Origin of the sequence: Mycolicibacterium rhodesiae, from assembly GCF_002086695.1 — a bacterium.
GTDB classification, from domain to species: Bacteria; Actinomycetota; Actinomycetes; order Mycobacteriales; family Mycobacteriaceae; genus Mycobacterium; species Mycobacterium rhodesiae.
On sequence record NZ_MVIH01000002.1, the window covers coordinates 135,951 to 155,783 of the forward strand.

Genomic DNA, 19,833 nt, shown 5'->3' on the forward strand with positions numbered 1-19,833 from the left:
ATCGCCGTTGGCGGGGGTCGCCGCGGAGAAATCACTTCAAGGCGTATCGGATCGGCAAGTGCTTGATACCGCCGACGAAGGTGGTGGCCATGAGTTCGGGATCGCCGGCGAGTTCGATCGACTTGATCCGCGGAACGAGTTCGGTGAAGAAGCTGTTCATCTCCATGCGGGCCAGGGCGGCGCCCAGGCAGAAGTGCACGCCGTAGCCGAAGGACAGGTGCTTGTTGGGGTCGCGGCCGACGTCGAAGCGCATCGGGTCGGCGAACACCTCTTCGTCGCGGTTGGCCGAGACATAGGACAGCAGTACGGCTTCGCCCTTGGCGATCGGAACGCCGCGGACCTCGGTGTCAGCTTGGGCGGTGCGCATGAACTCCTTGACCGGCACGACGCAGCGGATCATCTCCTCGACCGCGGTGCCCATCAGCGACGGGTCGTCCTGCAGGCGCTGGAGCTCACCCGGGTTGCGGATGAGTTCCATCAGACCACCCGCGATTCCGGCACTGGTGGTGTCGTGGCCGGCACTGGCGACGATCACGTAGTAGGAGGCGGTGTCCATGTCGGACAACGGTTCTCCGTTGATCGTCGCATTCGCGATCGCGGACGTCAGGTCCTCGGTGGGATGCTCGCGGCGCGAGGCGGTCAACGCCGAGAAGTACCCGAAGAAGTCCAGCAGCACCGCGATCATCGCGTCTTTGTCCTCAGCGCGTTGGAACTCGCTGTCGTCGCCGCCGAACAGCTCCTGGGTGAGCTTGAGCATCCGCGGGAAGTCCGACTCCGGCAGGCCCAGCAGCGTCAGAATGACATACAGCGGAAAGTTCACCGCGATCTCTTGGGCGAAATCGATCTCCGGTCCGCGCTCCACCATCTGGTCGACGTACATCTTGGCCAGCTCGTCGCAGCGAACCTTCAACGCGCGCATGGCTTTCGGTCGGAACCAGTCGGCACCGATCTTGCGCAAGTCGCGGTGATGCGGGTCGTCGATGTGGATCAGTGTGCTCAGGCCCGCCCCGGCTTCCCGGTCGGCGCGCAGCTTGTCGTCGAGGTCCTGCACCACCAGGATCGGACGGGGGTCGTTGGTGAACAGGTCGTTCTGCCGTTCGATGTCCATGATGTCGGCGTGTTTGGTGATCGCCCAGAACGGCCGGTAACCGTCGACGTCCACCCACGACACAGGAGCATGGGCACGCAGGTGAGCAAGCGCGCTGTGGAGCCCCGCCTCGTCGGTGTAGGCCTGCGGGTTGGCCAGGACGCGCGCCGCCTCATCCATGATCCGGGTCGTCATCGGTGACTCCTTGCGCCATGCGAGTAATCTGGAACGAATTCGTTCTGGATTATGGCGTGGCACACACAATGGGTCAAGATGGCGTCATGGTTGTCGAAGGACGCACCTACGGCGGGCTCAGTTCCCTGCAGCGCTCGCAGGAGCGCCGTGCACGGCTGCTCGACGCCGCCCGCGCCCTGATCGCCGAGGTCGGCGTGGCCCCGCTGACCGTCGACCTGGTCTGCCAGCGGGCGAGATTGAGCAAGCGCTACTTCTATGCCGAATTCAGCACGAAGGACGATCTCCTGGACGCCTGCGCCGCAGACCTGTACGGCAGGCTCAAAGCGGCGATGGAGGAAGTGCTCACCACAGTTCCGCTGCCGGATCGGGCCCACGGCGTCCTGCAGACCGTGGTCCATACGCTGGTCGCCAGTGCGGCTGACGCCCGGCTCTACATGGAGTCGCCCGGGTTTCCCCGGCTGCGCGAACTCCAGCAGCGGGAAGTGGCTGAGTTCACCGAGCGGATCGCTGCCGAAGCCATGCCGTTCACCGGCGAACCGAAGCCGTCGGTGGACCGCCTGCTGGCGACCCGGGCAGCGGTGACCGCGGCGACGGAACTGATCATCGGCTGGTTGCACGGCGACATCCACACCGACGAACACACTCTTGTCGCCACGCTGACCGCCACCACACTCGGAGCGGCCGGGGCGGTCTGATGAGCTTCACGCCCGCGACCGTCGTCGAGTCGTTCGCGCCGAACCCCCGGCTGCGTCGGCTCCGGCTGCGGGTGGACTCCCCTGAATCGCTGGCCCTGGGGCCGGGCGCCGATTCCGCGGTCGGGGTGTACTTCGACGTGGCGTCACCGAACCAGGGCCGCACGTATTCCGTGCGGCGCCAGGCCGGGAACGTCCTCGATCTCGACATTCTGGTGCACCCCGGCGGCCCCGGCAGCAGGTGGGCGCAGACCGCCGGGGTGGGCGATCGCGTCGGGCTGGACCATGCACGCGCGTGGTACCGGCCGCCACCCGGTACGACGTGGCAGCTGCTGGTGGCCGATCTCGCAGGACTACCCGCGTTGGCCCGCATCATGGACGAGTCGCCACCGACGGTCTCCACCACGGTCGTGGTCGAGGCACTCGATCGCGGCGATCTCGACTATCTGCCGACCCGGGCCGGTGTCACCCTCATACCCAGCCTGGGCAGCGGGAACGGCGCCGGCGCGAGCCGGCTCGCGCAGCTGGTCCGCGACCTCGAGCTGCCCGCTGGCGGCTACTGCTGGTTCGGCGGGGAGGCGGGCGCATCGCGAGAGGTCCGCAAGCACCTGCGTGGCTGCGGCTGGACCATCGATCAGTACGACGTCATGGGCTACTGGCGCCACGACTCGGCCGCCTGGGACGCGCGGTTCGCGATGGCCGGAACGGACTTCGTCGCGATGTACCGGCAGGCGATCGCCGACGGCAAGAGCGACAAGGCGGCCGCGGAGGAAGTCGATGACGCCCTGGAGCGGATCGGCCTCTAGTCGTGACGTGCACGAATGCCGCGCGGCTGCGCAGCAAACGTGGCTTGTTTGTGATCTCTATCACCTATACTCCGAATGATGAGCCAGGTCACAACCGGAGGTGTTCGATGAGCTCCATGGAACGTCCTCAAGGACCGAGAGTCGTGCCGCTCCCCCGCGCTGCCATCAATCCGCACTCCGGTTTGATGGCTTTCCTGATGGTCGCGATCTTCGTCGCCGGTGTCGTCGGCGTGGTCGTGGCACTGTCGATGGGTCACGCAGCGTTCGTGCTGAGCATCGTGCTCATCTCGTTCGGGCTCATCGCGGCCGCCGCCATCTGCTGACGCCGCTCACGCATTAGCGGTGCTTAACCACCGCAAGTAACTTTAGTTGGACTGTTGTGTCGGTCCTTCTTACCGTCGAGGCATGACCTCACCCCTGCTCGTCGGATTCTTGACGTCGTTCACGCTGATCGCCGCCATCGGCGCGCAGAACGCGTTCGTCCTGCGTCAAGGCATTCGGCGTGAGCACGTCCTGGCGGTGGTCAGCGTGTGCGCGGTCTCGGACCTGCTGCTCATCACCGCCGGCATCGCCGGAATCGGTGCCATCATCACCGCGCACCCGAACACCGTCACCGTGGCCAAGATCGGCGGGGCCGCATTCCTCTTCGGGTACGGCGCCATGGCGGCACGCCGAGCGCTGAAATCGGCCAGCATGGCGCCGGCGCAGGACGGCTCCACCCGACTGATCTCGGTGCTGTTGACCTGTCTTGCCATGACCTTCCTCAACCCGCACGTGTATCTGGACACCGTCGTGCTGCTCGGAACGCTGGCCAATCAACATGCCGACAGTCGCTGGTTGTTCGGCACCGGAGCGGTGACCGCCAGCGTCGTCTGGTTCTTCAGCCTGGGGTTCGGCGCGCGTCGGTTGGCCGGGCTGTTCGCGACTCCGCTGACGTGGCGCATCCTCGACGGTCTGATTGCCGTCGCAATGATTGGACTCGGCATCTCGCTGGTGGTGGGTTAATCTCGCGCCGTGAGCGCGCAGTGGACGAGGCGTGGATTCCTGGGAGCCGCCGGCGCGGCGGGGGTGCTGGTTGCGGCGGCGTGTTCGTCGAACACATCCGGTGACGACGCCAATCCCACCTCGGTGACCATCAAGCACATCTTCGGCGAAACCACGATCGCGGCACCACCGAAACGAGTCGTGAGCGCGGGCTTCACCGAGCAGGACGATCTGCTGGCGGTCGGCGTCGTCCCCGTCGCGGTGACCACCTGGTTCGGTGACCAACCCTTCGGCGTGTGGCCGTGGGCCCAAGCCAAGCTCGGGTCGGCCCAGCCCGTTGTCCTCAACCTGGACAACGGCATTCAGGTGGACCAGATCGCCGCACTCAAACCTGACCTGATCGTTGCCGTCAACGCCGGGCTGGACGCGGACACGTACAAGAAGCTGTCGGCGATCGCACCGACCATCGCCCAGTCCGACGACGACGCCTTCTTCGAACCGTGGAAGGACCAGGCCGCCGCAGTGGGAACCGCGGTGTTCCAGGGCAGGCAGATGAAGCAACTGATCGCCGACGTCGACGCCAAGTTCGCCGACGTGGCCAAGAACAATCCCGCTTTCAAAGACAAGAAGGCGGTGCTGCTGGCGGGCAGCTTCACCGGCGGCACCCTGACCGCGACGCTGCCCGGCTGGCGCACCGACTTCTTGACCGCGATGGGCTTGCAGATCGCCGACAGCATCACGGCCTATGCCGTCGACGACCATCGGGCAGCGATCCCCCGCGACAAGCTCGCCGACGCCCTCGACTCCGCCGATGTGCTGATCTGGTCCACCGAGAGCGACGCCGATCAAGCGGCGCTGTCCGCCGATCCTGAAGTCGCCAAGCTGGCCGCTGCCAAACCGAACCGCAACGTGTTCACCGGCCTTGACCTCGCCGGGGCGATCGCGTTCGCCTCGCCGCTGTCCTACCCGGTGGTGGCCGATCAGCTGCCGCCGCTGCTGTCACGCGCGCTGGGCTGACCTGCCGTGCTTGGATGGCACCTGTGACAAGCAGCCAGGCCACCGCACGCGCCGACGTCCCCACTCCCGGATTCGCGCAGGTCGGTTCTCGCTACTATCCGGTCTTCGTTTCGGTCTTCACGGCTCTGGTGATCATCTCCAATGTCACCGCCACCAAAGGCGTCGCATTCGGGCCCGTCATCGGGAACTGGTCGATCATCACCGACGGCGGGTTCATCGTCTTCCCGCTGACGTACGTGATCGGCGACGTGCTGTCCGAGGTGTACGGATTCAAGGCCGCGCGCCGAGCCATCATCCTCGGCTTCGCGATGAACATCCTGGCGGCGCTGGCGTTCTGGGTGACGATCTATCTGCCGTCAGCCGACTTCTACACCAACCAGGAACACTTCGAGAACATCGTCCATGCCTACACCCAGCTGATCGTCGCCGGCCTGGCCGGCTTCATCGTCGGCCAGACCATCAACGCGTGGACCGTCGTCAAGATCAAAGAACGCACCAAGGAAAAGCACCTGTGGGCACGGCTGGTCGGCTCGACTTTCGCCGGCCAGCTCGGCGACACCCTGGTGTTCTGCAGCATCGCCGCAGGCGCCATCGGCATCACCAGCTTCGGCGACTTCGTCACCTACACCGCGCTGGGCTGGGTCTACAAGACGGCCGTCGAAGTGGTCATGCTGCCGGTGACGTATCGGGTCATCGGATACATCAAGCGTCACGAGCCGACCTACACCCTGATGGTCTGATCTTCGGCAAGGGCGACAAACCCCATGGTGTCCAACACGATTCGCGACTATGGCGACCGGGCGCTGCTGCTGGAGTGCCCGTCCACCGACGAGGTGCTGGCACTGGCCGCGACGCTGCGGGCGGCACGGTTGCCCGGTGTCCTGGATGTCGTGCCGACCGCCCGGACCGTGCTGGTCACACTCGACGACCCGTCCGACCAAGCGCCGACGCGCCACCGCCTCACCCAGCTGCGCATCGACCCCGGCCGCGTCGAGCACCATCCCAGCGGCGAGGCCGACGTCACGATCGACGTGACCTACGACGGCCCCGACCTCGGCGACGTCGCCCGGCACACCGACATGACAACCGCCGAGGTGATCGAGGCCCACACCCGAACGCCGTGGCGAGTCGGATTCGGCGGATTCGCACCGGGTTTCGCTTACCTCGTCGGCGGAGACTCCCGTTTGACGGTGCCACGGCGCAGCGACCCCCGCACCGCGGTGCCGGCCGGATCGGTGGGCCTGGCAGGCGATTTCAGCGGAATCTACCCACGGCCCTCGCCCGGCGGCTGGCAGCTGATCGGACGCACCGACGCGGTGCTGTGGGACACCGGACGCCCGCAGCCCGCATTGCTCCTGCCCGGCATGTGGGTACGGTTCCGGGCGATCACGCGGGGCCGGTCATGATCGCGCTCGAAGTCTTGCGGACCGGCCCCCTGGCGCTGCTCGAAGATCTCGGCAGGCCCGGTCTGGCGCACGTCGGGGTGACCCGCTCGGGAGCGGCTGACCGCGACGCACACCGGTTGGCCAACCGGCTGGTGGCCAACCCCGACGACCACGCGACCGTGGAGATCACCCTGGGCGGATTCGCCGCGCGGGTACGCGGCGGCGACGTCGACATCGCCGTGACGGGCGCCGACGCCGATCCCGCGGTAGGCGGAATTCCGTTTGGCACCAACAGTATTCATCGCGTTCGAGCCGGAGAAGTGATCTCTTTCGGCGCACCGCGCGCCGGCCTGCGTAGTTACCTCGCGGTGCGCGGCGGGATCGACGTCGAACCGGTGCTCGGCTCGCGCAGCTTCGACACGATGTCGGGAATCGGGCCCCCGCCTTTGCGGGTGGGCGACGTGCTTGCGGTGGGCGCCCAGAGCGAGCACTACCCCGAACTCGACCAGGCGCCGGTGGCCGCGATCGCCACGGGCCGAATCGAGCTGCGCGTTGTGCCCGGACCGCGCGACGACTGGTTCCCCCACCCCGACGCCCTGGTCCACACCGGCTGGGTGGCCACCGACCGAAGCGACCGAGTCGGCATGCGACTGACCGGTCGCCCACTGACGTACCGGTGGCCCGACCGCCAGCTGCCCAGCGAAGGGGCGACGCGCGGCGCAATTCAAGTGCCGCCCAACGGCCAACCGGTGATCCTGGGCCCCGATCACCCGGTCACCGGGGGCTACCCCGTCATCGGCGTGGTCACCGACGCCGATACCGACAGGGTGGCGCAGATCCGCGCCGGCCAAGCGGTGCGACTGCGCTGGACTACACCTCGTATCCCAGCGGACGGCTCGCCGGACTGGTAGAGCTGAGGGTGTGCACGCGCAGGTTCACACCGCCCGGCTGATCCACACCAGCGACCTGGATGCCGAGACCCGCCACAGCGCCCGGCAGATGCTCACCGACGCGTTCGGCGGCCCGGCCGATTTCACCGACTCGGACTGGGAACACGCACTCGGCGGGATGCACGCGATCATCGCCCACCGCGGCGCGCTTATCGCCCACGCGGCCGTAGTCCAGCGCCGACTGCTCTACCGCGGCACGGCATTGCGCTGTGGCTATGTCGAGGCCGTCGCGGTGCGTGACGACTGGCGGGGGCAGGGACTGGCCCATGCCGTGCTCGACGCCGTCGAGCAGGTGATCCGTGGCGCTTACCAAATCGGTGCCCTCAGTTCGACCCCGCTCGGCGAGACGATCTACCGGCCCCGCGGGTGGCTGCACTGGCAGGGTCCGACCTCGGTGTTGGCTCCGGGCGGCTCAACCCGCACCCCGGCTGACGACGGTTCGATCTTCGTCCTGCCGGTTGACGTCGAGGTCGACGCCACGGCGGAGCTGGCGTGCGACTGGCGCCTCGGCGACGTCTGGTAAGCGCACAATAGATAGTGGGCGGAATATAACCCAGCACACACGTTGTTGAGATTGGGCCCGGCAGGGCCTCCACCGGGACACGACCTCACCCTGGGAGCCGCCTGTGGGCCGAGCAGCTCGTGAACCGATTGCTGCTACATAGCCCCCGTGATATAGATACCCAGTGGCAAAACAGCTGACCGATCTCGACGTCAGCGATTGCGTGGGCGATGCCCTCGACCAGGCGATGGACTTGACCATCCGATTCCTCAGCGACCGTGCCGATCTCAGCGCGTCGGCGGCATTCACGATGAACCGGGTGTACCGCGAGGGCCCCGTCCGGTTGACCACACTGGCCAGCAAGGAAGGCGTCAGCCAGCCGTCGATGACCCAATTGGTCCAGCGGCTGGAACGCGCCGGGCTGGTGACCCGGCTGCCCGACCCCGACGACGGCCGGGCCTGCCTGATCGGAATCACCTCCGAGGGTCAGGCGTTGCTTGATGACCGCAAGCGTTTACGCCGGGAACGTCTGGCGGCATTGATGACGACACTGACGCCCGAAGAGCAGTCCGCGCTGTGGCTCTCGGCACGAGTGGCCCTGCCGCTCATCGGCCGGCTCGTCGCCAATGCCGACTGCGGGACAGATGGCATTGGCGAGCACGTAGAAGAAGGGTCGGCCGCGCCGCGGCCGGGCAGGTGACGGAAGGTGTTCGGGTGAAAGCTATTCCGGTCGGCCGCGTGTTCAAGCGCATCTGGATACCGTTGGTTCTCATCGTGGTGCTGTCCGTCTCCGGACTTGTCGTCTCGCGACTGCACAAGATGTTCGCGTCCCAGGACCTGAACGCCGGGGCCGGGTCGGGCATCGAGATCGTCCAGTTCAACCCCAAGGTGATGGTCTACGACGTGTACGGCGCGCCGGGAACCAACGCCCAGATCAGCTATTTCGACCCGGAAGCCAAGGTGCACACCGTCACCGTCCCGCTGCCCTGGTCCATCACCCTGTCGACAACCCTGCCTGCAGTCAGCGCGAGCCTCATGGCGCGGACCGACGGCGATCAGATTGGATGCCGCGTCACTGTGAACGGAATCGTTCGTGAGGAGCAATCCGCCGATGGCGTCAACGCCCAGACCTACTGCCTGGTGAAGTCGGCATGACCCACACCGTCACCGCGCCCGAACCCGCCAGCAAGCCGAAGCGTCCTGTTCTCCCGCACCTATTGCGCATCCTCGCGCTGCCGATCGTGCTGTTCTGGATCGCGATAGCCGTTCTGGTCAACGTCGTCGCACCCCAGCTCGAAATCGTCGGCGAGATGCACTCGGCGCCAATGGCACCCGAGGACGCCCCGTCGATGAAGGCGATGAAGTTGATGGGGGCCAACTTCAAAGAGTTCAACTCCAACAGCACGATCATGGTCGTCATAGAAGGCCAGAAGCCGCTCGGCCCGGACGCCCACCAGTATTACGACGAGATCATCCGCAAGCTGGAGCAGGACCCCGAGCACATCCAGCACATCCAGGACTTCTGGGGTGACACGCTGACTGCTGCCGGCGCTCAAAGTGCCGATGGCAAGGCGTCTTACGTGATGCTGAACCTCGCAGGCGAACAAGGCCAGACGCTGGCCAACGAAGGCGTGGACGCCGTTCGCAAGGTCATCAAGGAGACCCCGGCACCGCCGGGCGTCCAGGCGTACGTCGCCGGCCCGGCCGCGCTCACCGACGACCTGCACGTCATCGGTAACGCCAGCCTCGCGATGATCACCCTGATCACCTTGGCCGCCATCGCGGGCATGCTGCTGGTCGTCTACCGCTCGATCCGCACCACGTTGATCCAGCTGTTCTTGACGTTCCTGGGACTGTTGACCGCCCGGGGCGTGGTGTCGATTTTGGCTATCAACGGCGCTTTTGGCCTGACGACGTTCGCAGGCAACATCCTGACGATGCTGGCGATCGCGGCGGCCACCGATTACGGCATCTTCATCTTCGGCCGGTATCGCGAAGACCGCGGCATGGGCTTGGACCGCGACGACTCCTACTACGCCACGTTCAAGTCCGTCGCGCCCGTGATCGTGGGTTCCGGTCTGACGATCGCGGGCGCTACCTACTGCCTGTCGTTTGCGCGCCTGCCCTACTTCAGCACCATGGGCGCCCCGGTAGCGATAGGCATGCTCGTGGTCGTGGCGATCTCTGTCACTCTCGGCCCCGCCGTGCTCTACCTCGGCAGCCGCGTCGGGCTCTACGAGTCGAAGCGGCCACCGCAGAGCCGCTTCTGGCGGCGGGTCGGCACCGCCGTAGTGCGCTGGCCCGCACCGATTTTCGTCGCCAGCCTGTTCGTGGTGCTGATCGGCATCGTGGCCATCCCCGGTTACAAACCCGCCTACAACGACCAGTACTACCTGCCCAAGGATGCGCCGGTCAATCAGGGATTCGCCGCCGCCGACCGGCACTTCTCACAAGCCCGGATGAACCCCGACATCCTCATGGTCGAGGCCGACCATGACATGCGCAATCCCGCGGACATGCTGGTGCTGAACAAAGTCGCCAGCAACGTGATGCACACCGAGGGTATCGCGATGGTGCAGAGCATCACCCGGCCACTGGGTATTCCGATCCAGCACAGCTCGATCCCTTTCCAGACGAGTGTGGCCGGCCAGACCACCAACATGAATCTGCCGTTCCAGCGGGACCAGTTGAACAATCAGCTGAAAACCGTTGACGCGATGAATGTTTCAATCGACATCCTGGAGAAGCAGTATCAACTGTCGCTCAAGCAGACCCAGCTCACACTGGACTCCGACGCCAAATCGAAGGAACTGCTGGAGATCACCAAGGACCTCCGCAACAACATCGCGAATTTCGACGACCAATTCCGGCCCCTGCGCAACTACTTCTACTGGGAGCCGCACTGCTACGACATCCCGCTGTGCGCGGCCGCACGGTCGCTGTTCGACTCCCTTGACGGAATCGACCGAGTGACCGACGCAACCGAAGGGGTGCAAGGCAATACCGACCAACTGGCCGACCTCGCACCCCAGCTGACCGCGCTGCTGCCGCAGACGATCGCCTCGATGAAGGTCAGCCGCGATCTCGCGCTGGCGTCGTACAACTCGCAAAAGGCCTTGCTGGACCAGTCGCAGGCGTCGAACGACACCGCCCTGGCGATGGGCGAGAGCTTCGACCAGGCCAAGAACGACGACCTGTTCTTCCTGCCGCCCGAGGCCTTCCAGAACCCGGACTTCCAACGCGGCCTGAAGATGTTCCTCTCCCCCGACGGCAAGTCCACCCGCATGTTCATCACCCACGAGGGTGATCCTGCGACAGTGGACGGTATCGCCCGCGTCGACTCCGAGCGCAAGGCCGCCCAAGAGGCGTTGAAGATGTCGTCGCTGTCGAACGCCAAGATCCATCTCGGCGGTGTCGCGGCGACGTACAAGGACATGTCCGACGGCGCGCGCTACGACCTGCTGATCGCGGTCGTGTCCTCGCTGACGCTGATCTTCATGATCATGCTGATTCTGACCCGGAGCGTCGTCGCCGCGCTGGTGATCGTCGGGACGGCAGGCAGCTCGATCGCCGCGTCGTTCGGCATCTCGGTGCTGCTGTGGCAGGACCTGTTCGGGATCCAGGTGCAGTGGCTGGTCATGTTGATGTCGGTCATCATCCTGCTGGCAGTGGGCTCCGACTACAACCTGCTCCTGGTATCCCGGTTCAAAGACGAGATCCACGCCGGCCTGAAGACCGGCATCATCCGCTCGATGGCGGGCACCGGTGGCGTGGTGACCTCAGCCGGGCTGGTGTTCGCCGCCACCATGGCGGGCATGATGATCAGCAAGCTCGTCGTGCTGGCCCAGATGGGCTCGACGATCGCGATCGGCCTGCTGATCGACACGTTCATCGTGCGGTCGCTGCTGATGCCGTCGATTGCGACGATGCTGGGCCGGTGGTTCTGGTGGCCGCAGGTGGTCTACCCGCGAGGCAACTACCACTTCCTGCCCCCGCAGCCGCGCAAGCGCTCGACCGACGACGCGGACACGTCGGCGATGCCGGCACAGGCCTAGAAACCTCGCCGAGCGTGGGGGTTCTTGTCGAGTTTTCGCGGATTCTCGACGGGGTCCCCCACGCTCGGTATGGAACTGCTAGCGCCAGCGGTCCAGGATCTCGTTGGCCCGCACGCTCAGCGCCCGCTGCCAGAACGGCCCGAAGCTGATCCGCCCGACCCCCAGCGGCCCGAACGATGCCGGGTCGTCGGACTCCGGCAGCGCGATCGCGTTGATCGGCAACGGTAGCTCAGTTGCCAAGCGGCGCAACGTCTCCGGGTCGTGGCGGCCCACCGGGTAGAGCACGTCGGCCCCGGCGGACGCCGCTTCGGTCAGCCGGGCGATCGCCCGGTCCACCCGGTCGGCGTCGTCACCGTCGTTGCGCAGGAACAGGTCGGTGCGGGCGTTGACCACCACGTGGACCCCGGCACTGTCGGCCGCGGCACGCAGCGCGCGCACCAGTTCGGCATGCTCGGCGGACGACCGTAGTCGCTTGCCCTCGCTGTGCACGGTGTCCTCGATATTCAGGCCCACCGCGCCGGCGCTCAGCAGACCGTCGATGAGACGCTCGGCCGGTTGCGCGTAACCCGATTCGATGTCCACCGAGACCGGCACGTCCACCGCCGAGGTGATCTGGGTGACGCGGGCGACGACGTCGTCGAAGCTCATCCCCTCGCCGTCCGGCTTGCCGACGGAATCGGCCATCGGATGACTGCCGACGGTCAGTGCCGCGAATCCGGCGGCCACCGCCAGCTTCGCCGACCAGGCGTCCCACACCGTCGGCAACACCACCGGGTTGCCCGGCTGATGCAAGGCCAGCAGTGCGTCGGCGTGCTTGGCAAGACTGCTCTTATCGGACACCAGGTTCCCCTATCTATCGGCTTGATCCCGAGCTGTCCAACACGACTGCCGCAACGCCATTCCCGACGTGACCTGTCTCACGTTGGGATCCGAATGTGGCTAGCATCGGGTGTCGTACTGTGATCCATAACACCTTCAGCCCAGGGAGGTCCCCTTGTCCACCACCACAGAATTGGCCGAACTTCACCATCTGATCGGTGGATTGCGGCGCTGCGTGAGTTCGTTGAAGAGCCGTTACGCCGACAGTCCGGCAATGCGCCGAATCGTCAATGATGCCGAGCGCATCCTCAATGACGTGGAACTTCTCGATATCGACGCCAATGAGCTTGCCCTAACCCAGCAAACGGCCGTGACGTCGACCGAGAAGATCGGGATCCCCGACACCCCATACGACTCCGCGTTCTGGCGCGACGTCGACGACGAGGGCGTGGGCGGCCACAACCGCCGCTGACCCCGAATTTAACCGGGTGCCGTGATCTGGGTACCCTCCGATGAGTTCATGCGAAGGGGATCACAGTAGATGAGCGCACCTGCGGCTAACCGCCCGAAGACCGGCGTCTTCTCACCCGGCCGTGCCCAGATACCGCAACGCACGCTGCGGACCGACAACTGGCTGAAAGCGCCGATCTGGACCGACCTCGGATTCGCGGCGTTCGTCATCTATGCGACGGTGCGCGCGTTCCAGCGAGACCACTTCTTCGTCCCGCAGTACCACTACCTGACGCCGTTCTACTCGCCGTGCCTTTCCAAGGCATGCGGTGAGGCGAGCGACTTCTGGCCGCAGATCCTGCCCGCGACCGGGCCGCTGTCGCTGCTGCCGTACGCCTTCCTGTCGCTGCCGTTCCTGCTGCTGTTCCGGTTGACCTGCTACTACTACCGCGGCGCCTACTACCGCTCGGTCTGGCAGTCCCCGACGGCCTGCGCAGTGGCCGAGCCGCACGCGAAATACACTGGCGAGACCCGCTTTCCGCTGATCATCCAGAACACCCACCGGTACTTCTTCTACATCGCCGGCATCATCTCGATCATCAACACCTACGACGCGATCGTGGCGTTCCACTCCGAGACCGGCCCCGGCGGCTTCGGATTCGGACTGGGCAACATCATTCTGGTCGGCAACGTGGTGATGCTGTGGGTCTACACGATCTCCTGCCACTCCTGCCGGCACGTCACCGGCGGCCGGCTCAAGCACTTCTCCAAGCATCCGGTGCGCTACTGGATCTGGACTCAGGTCAGCAAGCTCAACACCCGGCACAAGCTGTACGCCTGGATCACGCTCGGCACTCTGATGTTCACCGATTTCTACGTCATGCTGGTGGCCAGCGGCACCATCTCTGACCTGAGATTCGTTGGCTGACAAGAACTTTGAAAATCCATAGCTTTAGCGAGGTCAAATGACGGTGGAAGTCGAACGGCATTCCTACGACGTGGTCGTGATCGGTGCCGGCGGCGCGGGCCGACGAGCGGTGATCGAGGCCCGCGAACGGGGTCTGAAGGTCGCCGTGGTGACGAAGTCACTGTTCGGCAAGGCACACACCGTCATGGCCGAGGGTGGCTGTGCCGCTGCCATGCGCAACGTCAACACCAAGGACAACTGGCAGGTGCACTTCGGTGACACCATGCGCGGCGGCAAGTTCCTGAACAACTGGCGGATGGCCGAGTTGCACGCGCAGGAAGCCCCGGACCGGGTCTGGGAGCTGGAGACCTACGGTGCTCTGTTCGACCGCACCAAAGACGGCAAGATCAGCCAGCGCAACTTCGGTGGCCACACCTACCCGCGCCTGGCGCACGTCGGTGACCGCACCGGCCTGGAGATCATCCGGACCCTGCAGCAGAAGATCGTCTCGCTGCAACAGGAGGACAAGAAGGAGCTGGGCGATTACGAGGCCCGCATCCGTGTCTTCCACGAATGCTCGATCACCGACCTGATCCTCGACGACGGCAAGGTGGCCGGCGCGTTCGGCTACTACCGCGAGACCGGCAAGTTCGTGTTGTTCGAGACGCCTGCCGTGGTGCTGGCCACCGGCGGTATCGGCAAGTCGTTCAAGGTGTCGTCGAACTCGTGGGAGTACACCGGCGACGGGCATGCGCTCGCGCTGCGGGCCGGCACCGGCCTGATCAACATGGAGTTCATCCAGTTCCACCCGACCGGCATGGTCTGGCCGCTGTCGGTGAAGGGCATCCTGGTCACCGAGGGTGTGCGCGGTGACGGCGGAGTGCTGAAGAACTCCGAGGGCAAGCGGTTCATGTTCGACTACATCCCCGACGTGTTCAAGGGGCAGTACGCCGAAACCGAGGAAGAAGCCGACCAGTGGCTGAAGGACAACGACTCGGCACGCCGCACGCCTGACCTGCTGCCTCGCGACGAGGTCGCCCGTGCCATCAACGACGAGGTCAAGGCGGGTCGCGGAACGCCGCACGGCGGCGTGTACCTCGACATCGCCTCCCGGATGCCCGCCGAGGAGATCAAGCGCCGGCTGCCGTCGATGTACCACCAGTTCATCGAGCTGGCCGAGGTCGACATCACCAAGGACATGATGGAAGTCGGTCCGACCTGTCACTACGTGATGGGCGGCATCGAGGTCGATCCCGACACCGGTGCCGGTGCGACGCCGGGCCTGTTCGCCGCGGGCGAGTGCTCGGGCGGTATGCACGGTTCCAACCGGCTCGGCGGCAACTCGCTGTCGGACCTTCTGGTGTTCGGCCGGCGCGCCGGCCTCGGTGCGTCCGACTACGTGCGAGCGCTCTCGGAGCGTCCCGCCGTCTCGGACGCGGCGGTCGACGAGGCAGCCAAGCTGGCGCTGGCTCCGTTTGAGCCGAAGGACAACCCCGAGAACCCGTACACCCTGCACGCCGAGCTTCAGCAGTCGATGAACGACCTTGCGGGCATCATCCGCAAGGAAGGTGAACTCCAAGAGGCGCTGGGCAAGATCGACGAGCTCAAGGCCCGCTACGCCAACGTCGTCGTCGAGGGTGGCCGGATCTTCAACCCGGGCTGGCACCTGGCGATCGACATGCGCAACATGCTGCTGGTCAGCGAGTGCGTGGCCAAGGCCGCGCTGGCGCGCACCGAAAGCCGCGGCGGACACACCCGCGACGACTTCCCGAAGATGGATTCACACTGGCGCAACAAGCTGCTGGTGTGCCGGGTGGCACCGGGCGACGCCGAGGCTGTCGTGCCCGACGTAACGGTCACACCTGAGCAGCAGCCGGTGATGCGGCCGGATCTGCTTGCCACGTTCGAGCTGTCCGAACTCGAGAAGTACTACACCGACGATCAACTGGCCGAGCACCCGGACCGGAAGGGCTGACAATGGCTGCTTACGACGCGAAACTGCGGGTTTGGCGCGGCGACGAGGACGGCGGCGATCTGCAGGACTACACCGTCGAGGTCAATGACGGCGAAGTGGTGCTCGACATCGTTCACCGGCTGCAGGCCACCCAGGCCGGCGACCTCGCGGTGCGATGGAACTGCAAGGCAGGCAAGTGCGGCTCGTGTTCTGCCGAGATCAACGGCAGGCCGCGTCTGATGTGCATGACCCGGATGTCGACGTTCGGTGAGGACGAGGTCGTCACGATCACTCCGCTGCGAACGTTCCCGGTGATGCGCGACCTGGTGACCGACGTGTCCTTCAATTACGAGAAGGCACGGGAAATCCCGTCGTTCACTCCCCCGAAGGATCTGCAGCCCGGCGACTACCGGATGCAGCAGGAGGACGTGAACCGCAGCCAGGAATTCCGCAAGTGCATCGAGTGCTTCCTGTGCCAGAACGTGTGCCACGTCAACCGTGACCACGAGGAGAACAAGAAGTCCTTCGCCGGCCCGCGCTACCTGATGCGCCAGGCTGAGCTGTCGATGCATCCGCTGGACACCATCGACCGTCGCGACATGGCCCAGGACGAGAACGGCCTCGGCTTCTGCAACATCACCAAGTGCTGCACCGAGGTGTGCCCCGAGCACATCAAGATCACCGACAACGCGCTGATCCCGATGAAGGAGCGCGTGGCCGACAAGAAGTACGACCCGGTGGTCTGGCTGGGCAACATCTTGTTCCGTCGCGACAAGTAGCTTTCCCACGCGAGCAGACGTAAACGCCCCCGACACGCCCAGTGTTCGGGGGCGTTTATGTCTGCTCGCCGATGAAGGTTCCCATCGGAGGTGAGTAGCCTCGAACAGATGGGGACTGTCCACAGCATCAACGACATCCGCACCGCGATTCGCGAGCTGTCCGCCCGTGCCGAGTTGGCCCGCAAGCAGGGCCGCCCGGACGATGCGGCCGAACTCGAGCAGCGCATCGCCGGCTATCGCGACGAACTCGCCGAGAAGCGCTGACGGCGGGTGCGGGATCAGGCTGGGCTAGATGCCCAGTCTGCGAAACGTGCTGCGATGGAAGACAATCGGCGGCACGTCATGCACAGTGATGTCCTGGACCCGAAGCACCACGATGGTGTGGTCGCCGGCGGGCACCAACTGCTCGATCGAGCTCTGCATCCACACGCTGGTGCCGTGCACGAACACCGCACCGCTGGAATGCGAATGCGTCTCCAGCCCGGCGAACCGGTCGCCGGTCTTGGCCGCCAGGGTGCGGGCCGCGGCGTCGTGTGATTCGCCGAGCAGGCTGATCCCCAAGGACGGCAGGTCCTTGAGCTTGGGCCAGGTCTCGGAATTGTTCTGCACACAGAACGAGACCAGCGGCGGGTCCAGCGACACCGGCACGAAGGTGCTGGCAGCCAGGCCCACCCGGACACCGTCGACTTCCGCGGCGATCGCGATGACCCCGGACGGGAAATGGCCGAACGCCTCACGCAGCGAGGCGGGGCTCAGCTCTGTGTTGCTCATAACGCTGACATCTTCCCACGTCGCGGTCGGCTGCGGCCAGATCAGATCCCGCCCAGAGGTCAATTGAGACGCCTAGGGGCGGGCGCAGCTCACATGTCCGCCCAAGTAGCCTTGGGCAGTGCCGAACGTCTCCATCCTGTCCGTGCTGCGCGACCGCGCCAGTACGACGCCAGACGACGTCGCCTTCACGTTCACCGACTACGACCGGGATTGGGACGGCGTCGCCGAAAGCCTGACCTGGTCCCAGCTGTACCGTCGCACCCTCAACGTCGCGCAGGAGATCAGCCAGCAGGGCGCCCCGGGCGACCGGGCGCTGATCATCGCTCCGCAGGGCCTGGCCTACATCGTCGCGTTCCTTGGCGCCATGCAGGCCGGCTTCATCGCCGTCCCGCTCTCGGTACCGGTGCCCGGTTCCCACGACGAGCGGGTCAGCGCGGTGGTGACCGATACGTCGCCGACCGTCGTGCTGACCACCTCGGCGGTGTTCGAGGTGGCCGCACAGTACGTCGATGACGGCGCCGCCGTGATCGCCACGATCGCCGTGGACACGCTCGATCTCGACGCACCCGCAGCCGACGCTGCCGACCTGCACGACGGTCCCGAAGTCGCGTATCTGCAATACACGTCGGGATCGACGCGGCTGCCTGCCGGCGTGATGATCTCGCACCGCAACCTGGTGGCGAACTTCGAGCAGCTGATGGCCGAATACCTGGCCCACCACGGCGGCAAGTTCCCGCCGGACACCAGCCTGGTCTCGTGGCTGCCGTTCTATCACGACATGGGTTTGATGCTCGGGATCGCTGCGCCCATTCTCAGCGGAAATCACGCCGACCTGATGAGCCCGATCGCGTTCCTGAGCCGCCCGGCGCGATGGCTACAGATGATGGCCCGTTCCGACACGTCGTGGTCCGGCGCACCGAACTTCGCGTTCGACCTCACCGCACGACGGGCCACCGATGACGAGCTCGACGGGCTGGACCTCAGCCGGGTCATCGGCATCATCAACGGAGCCGAACGGATCCATCCCGATACCCTGGTGCGGTTCAACGAACGCCTCGCGCCCAACGGTTTTCGGCCCGAAATGGTCGCCCCGTCCTACGGTCTGGCCGAGGCGACGGTCTACGTCGCCAGCGGCGGAGCCGCCCGGGTGCCGGAGGTGGTCGAGTTCGATGCCGACGAACTGACGCTGGGCAATGCCATTCGTAAGCCCGGTGGCACCCAGTTGTTGCGGTACCAACTGCCGGTGTCTCCCCTCGTGCGGATTGTCGACGCCGATAGCTGCCAGATATGCCCGGACGGCACCGTCGGCGAGATCTGGACACACGGCGAGAACGTCTCGGCCGGATATTGGCGCAAACCCGAGCAGACCGGTTCCGCGTTCGGCGCGACGTTGGCCCGACCGGCGGGGGATGTCCCGCCGACCGGTTGGCTGCGGACGGGCGATCAGGGCTTCGTCTCCGAGGGTGACCTGTTCATCGTGGGACGTATCAAGGACATGCTGATCGTGCGCGGCCGCAACCACTACTCCGACGACATCGAGGCGACGGTGCAGAAGATCACCGGCGGCCGGGTCGCGGCGATCGCGGTGTCCGATGAGGAGACCGAAAAGCTGGTCACCGTCGTCGAACTGAAGGTCCGCGACGACACCGACCTCGAATCGGTCAAAAGCGATGTGGTCGCGGCTATTTCGCGGGCACACGGTCTGCAGGTAGCGGACATCGTCCTGGTGGAGCCCGGGTCCATGCCGACCACCACCAGCGGCAAGATCCGCCGGGCCGCGTGCATCGAACAGTATCGGCAAGGACAGTTCGTGCGGTTGGATGCGTAGCTGATCATCCGATGTGGTTCACCCTGTTGGTGATGGCCGTGGCCGTCAGTCTGGAACCGTTTCGCATCGGCATGTCGGTGGTGATGCTGAATCGTCCCCGCCCGCATCTGCAGTTGGCCGCGTTCCTGTGCGGTGGCTTCGTGATGGGTTTGTCGGTCGGCGCCGTGGTGCTGTTCGCGCTGGAATCGCACATACCGGCCTCGGCGCATTTCACCCTGCCGCGAGTGCAGATCGTGATCGGTGCGCTGGCCCTGGCGGCCGCGGCCGTTCTGGCGGTCACCAAGGGCCGCCGTGACCGGACGGTACCGGCGTGGTTGAGCCGTCTGCTCGACGGCCCCTCGCTGTGGGTCGCCGGAGTCGCCGGTCTGGGGATCGCGCTGCCCTCGGTGGACTACCTGGCGGCGTTGGCCGTGATCGGCGCGGGCACCACCGATCCCGCGGTCCGACTCGGTGCGTTGCTGACGTTCACCGTGATCGCCTTCGCGCTCGTCGAGATTCCGCTGCTGGCCTACCTGGCGGCCCCGCAGCGCACGCATGCGGCGATGACCCGACTGCATGGCTGGGTTCGGGCGCGACGCCGCCGCGAGGTGGCCGTGCTGCTGGCCGTGGTCGGCGTCGTGCTGCTCGCGGCAGGTCTACTCGGCGTCTGAGA

General features: G+C 65.8%; 22 protein-coding genes. 19 read left to right on the top strand and 3 right to left on the bottom strand.

What is annotated here, in order from left to right:
- Positions 1-31: 31 nt before the first annotated feature.
- Positions 32-1,282 carry a cytochrome P450 gene (locus BST42_RS04610; protein ID WP_083117398.1) on the bottom strand — a complete coding sequence of 417 codons (1,251 nt, stop codon included), beginning with the start codon at positions 1,280-1,282 and terminating at the stop codon, positions 32-34.
- Between the two features lie 86 nt (positions 1,283-1,368).
- On the opposite strand from BST42_RS04610, the gene BST42_RS04615 reads away from it, so the two are divergent.
- The 12 genes from BST42_RS04615 to BST42_RS04670 all read left to right on the top strand — a co-directional run bounded on the left by BST42_RS04615 (position 1,369) and on the right by BST42_RS04670 (position 11,673).
- Positions 1,369-1,977 (top strand): TetR/AcrR family transcriptional regulator, encoded by a 609-nt coding sequence (locus BST42_RS04615; RefSeq protein ID WP_165760780.1) that lies wholly within the window; start codon positions 1,369-1,371, stop codon positions 1,975-1,977.
- Complete coding sequence (locus BST42_RS04620; protein WP_083117400.1) at positions 1,977-2,780, top strand: siderophore-interacting protein; 804 nt, start codon at positions 1,977-1,979, stop codon at positions 2,778-2,780. The genes BST42_RS04615 and BST42_RS04620 overlap by 1 nt, the downstream gene beginning before the upstream one ends.
- 143 nt (positions 2,781-2,923) lie before the next feature.
- On the top strand, positions 2,924-3,103 hold the full coding sequence (locus BST42_RS04625; protein WP_083117401.1) for a hypothetical protein: 180 nt from the start codon (positions 2,924-2,926) through the stop codon (positions 3,101-3,103).
- Positions 3,104-3,185: 82 nt separating this feature from the next.
- Complete coding sequence (locus BST42_RS04630; RefSeq protein WP_083117402.1) at positions 3,186-3,785, top strand: LysE/ArgO family amino acid transporter; 600 nt, start codon at positions 3,186-3,188, stop codon at positions 3,783-3,785.
- 9 nt (positions 3,786-3,794) lie between these two features.
- Positions 3,795-4,781: an ABC transporter substrate-binding protein gene (locus BST42_RS04635; protein ID WP_083117403.1), complete on the top strand. Its 987-nt coding sequence runs from the start codon at positions 3,795-3,797 to the stop codon at positions 4,779-4,781.
- 14 nt (positions 4,782-4,795) lie between these two features.
- The gene (locus BST42_RS04640; RefSeq protein WP_083117404.1) at positions 4,796-5,521 is read left to right on the top strand and encodes a queuosine precursor transporter; all 726 of its coding nucleotides are present in this window, start codon (positions 4,796-4,798) and stop codon (positions 5,519-5,521) included.
- Between the two features lie 24 nt (positions 5,522-5,545).
- Positions 5,546-6,187 (top strand): 5-oxoprolinase subunit B family protein, encoded by a 642-nt coding sequence (locus BST42_RS04645; protein WP_083117405.1) that lies wholly within the window; start codon positions 5,546-5,548, stop codon positions 6,185-6,187.
- Complete coding sequence (locus tag BST42_RS04650) at positions 6,184-7,077, top strand: 5-oxoprolinase subunit C family protein (protein ID WP_083117864.1); 894 nt, start codon at positions 6,184-6,186, stop codon at positions 7,075-7,077. The genes BST42_RS04645 and BST42_RS04650 overlap by 4 nt, the downstream gene beginning before the upstream one ends.
- A 10-nt stretch (positions 7,078-7,087) precedes the next feature.
- On the top strand, positions 7,088-7,639 hold the full coding sequence (locus tag BST42_RS04655) for a GNAT family N-acetyltransferase (protein WP_083117406.1): 552 nt from the start codon (positions 7,088-7,090) through the stop codon (positions 7,637-7,639).
- A 163-nt stretch (positions 7,640-7,802) separates the two neighbouring features.
- Positions 7,803-8,318, top strand: a complete 516-nt coding sequence (locus BST42_RS04660) for a MarR family winged helix-turn-helix transcriptional regulator (RefSeq protein WP_237159248.1) — start codon at positions 7,803-7,805, stop codon at positions 8,316-8,318.
- 14 nt (positions 8,319-8,332) lie between these two features.
- Positions 8,333-8,773 (top strand): MmpS family transport accessory protein, encoded by a 441-nt coding sequence (locus BST42_RS04665; protein ID WP_083117866.1) that lies wholly within the window; start codon positions 8,333-8,335, stop codon positions 8,771-8,773.
- Positions 8,770-11,673, top strand: a complete 2,904-nt coding sequence (locus BST42_RS04670) for an MMPL/RND family transporter (protein WP_083117407.1) — start codon at positions 8,770-8,772, stop codon at positions 11,671-11,673. Before BST42_RS04665 ends, BST42_RS04670 begins: the two co-directional genes overlap by 4 nt.
- A gap of 78 nt (positions 11,674-11,751) precedes the next feature.
- Here the strand turns inward: BST42_RS04670 and BST42_RS04675 are convergent, their stop codons facing one another.
- Positions 11,752-12,513 (bottom strand): isocitrate lyase/PEP mutase family protein, encoded by a 762-nt coding sequence (locus tag BST42_RS04675; RefSeq protein WP_435406007.1) that lies wholly within the window; start codon positions 12,511-12,513, stop codon positions 11,752-11,754.
- 154 nt (positions 12,514-12,667) lie between these two features.
- Between BST42_RS04675 and BST42_RS04680 the strand changes: the two genes are divergently transcribed.
- From BST42_RS04680 to BST42_RS28955, 5 genes are all read left to right on the top strand, one after another.
- The gene (locus tag BST42_RS04680) at positions 12,668-12,964 is read left to right on the top strand and encodes an Rv0250c family protein (RefSeq protein ID WP_083117409.1); all 297 of its coding nucleotides are present in this window, start codon (positions 12,668-12,670) and stop codon (positions 12,962-12,964) included.
- Between the two features lie 69 nt (positions 12,965-13,033).
- Positions 13,034-13,870, top strand: coding sequence for a succinate dehydrogenase subunit SdhC (sdhC, locus tag BST42_RS04685; protein ID WP_083117410.1), 837 nt, complete (start codon positions 13,034-13,036; stop codon positions 13,868-13,870).
- A 37-nt stretch (positions 13,871-13,907) separates the two neighbouring features.
- Complete coding sequence (locus BST42_RS04690) at positions 13,908-15,824, top strand: fumarate reductase/succinate dehydrogenase flavoprotein subunit (RefSeq protein WP_083117411.1); 1,917 nt, start codon at positions 13,908-13,910, stop codon at positions 15,822-15,824.
- A gap of 2 nt (positions 15,825-15,826) precedes the next feature.
- Positions 15,827-16,582 (top strand): succinate dehydrogenase/fumarate reductase iron-sulfur subunit, encoded by a 756-nt coding sequence (locus tag BST42_RS04695; RefSeq protein WP_083117412.1) that lies wholly within the window; start codon positions 15,827-15,829, stop codon positions 16,580-16,582.
- Between the two features lie 108 nt (positions 16,583-16,690).
- Positions 16,691-16,846: a hypothetical protein gene (locus tag BST42_RS28955; RefSeq protein ID WP_110918472.1), complete on the top strand. Its 156-nt coding sequence runs from the start codon at positions 16,691-16,693 to the stop codon at positions 16,844-16,846.
- Between the two features lie 24 nt (positions 16,847-16,870).
- On the opposite strand, the gene BST42_RS04700 is transcribed toward BST42_RS28955, so the two are convergent.
- Entirely contained in the window at positions 16,871-17,353 is a 483-nt protein-coding gene (locus BST42_RS04700; RefSeq protein ID WP_083117413.1) for a flavin reductase family protein, read from the bottom strand.
- Positions 17,354-17,471: 118 nt separating this feature from the next.
- Between BST42_RS04700 and BST42_RS04705 the strand changes: the two genes are divergently transcribed.
- A complete protein-coding gene (locus BST42_RS04705; RefSeq protein WP_083117414.1) occupies positions 17,472-19,181 on the top strand; it encodes an AMP-binding protein in 1,710 nt (569 codons plus the stop codon).
- Positions 19,182-19,192: 11 nt separating this feature from the next.
- Entirely contained in the window at positions 19,193-19,831 is a 639-nt protein-coding gene (locus tag BST42_RS04710) for a GAP family protein (protein WP_083117415.1), read from the top strand.
- Positions 19,832-19,833 lie beyond the last annotated feature (2 nt).

Coding starts and splice junctions, on each gene's coding strand:
- BST42_RS04650 (WP_083117864.1), top strand. CDS start 6,184: ATGATCGCGCTCGAAGTCTTGCGGACCGGCCCCCTGGCGCTGCTCGAA.
- BST42_RS04700 (WP_083117413.1), bottom strand. CDS start 17,353: ATGAGCAACACAGAGCTGAGCCCCGCCTCGCTGCGTGAGGCGTTCGGC.
- BST42_RS28955 (WP_110918472.1), top strand. CDS start 16,691: ATGGGGACTGTCCACAGCATCAACGACATCCGCACCGCGATTCGCGAG.
- BST42_RS04670 (WP_083117407.1), top strand. CDS start 8,770: ATGACCCACACCGTCACCGCGCCCGAACCCGCCAGCAAGCCGAAGCGT.
- BST42_RS04710 (WP_083117415.1), top strand. CDS start 19,193: ATGTGGTTCACCCTGTTGGTGATGGCCGTGGCCGTCAGTCTGGAACCG.
- BST42_RS04645 (WP_083117405.1), top strand. CDS start 5,546: ATGGTGTCCAACACGATTCGCGACTATGGCGACCGGGCGCTGCTGCTG.
- BST42_RS04640 (WP_083117404.1), top strand. CDS start 4,796: ATGGCACCTGTGACAAGCAGCCAGGCCACCGCACGCGCCGACGTCCCC.
- BST42_RS04615 (WP_165760780.1), top strand. CDS start 1,369: ATGGTTGTCGAAGGACGCACCTACGGCGGGCTCAGTTCCCTGCAGCGC.
- BST42_RS04695 (WP_083117412.1), top strand. CDS start 15,827: ATGGCTGCTTACGACGCGAAACTGCGGGTTTGGCGCGGCGACGAGGAC.
- BST42_RS04620 (WP_083117400.1), top strand. CDS start 1,977: ATGAGCTTCACGCCCGCGACCGTCGTCGAGTCGTTCGCGCCGAACCCC.
- BST42_RS04630 (WP_083117402.1), top strand. CDS start 3,186: ATGACCTCACCCCTGCTCGTCGGATTCTTGACGTCGTTCACGCTGATC.
- BST42_RS04610 (WP_083117398.1), bottom strand. CDS start 1,282: ATGACGACCCGGATCATGGATGAGGCGGCGCGCGTCCTGGCCAACCCG.
- sdhC (WP_083117410.1), top strand. CDS start 13,034: ATGAGCGCACCTGCGGCTAACCGCCCGAAGACCGGCGTCTTCTCACCC.
- BST42_RS04690 (WP_083117411.1), top strand. CDS start 13,908: ATGACGGTGGAAGTCGAACGGCATTCCTACGACGTGGTCGTGATCGGT.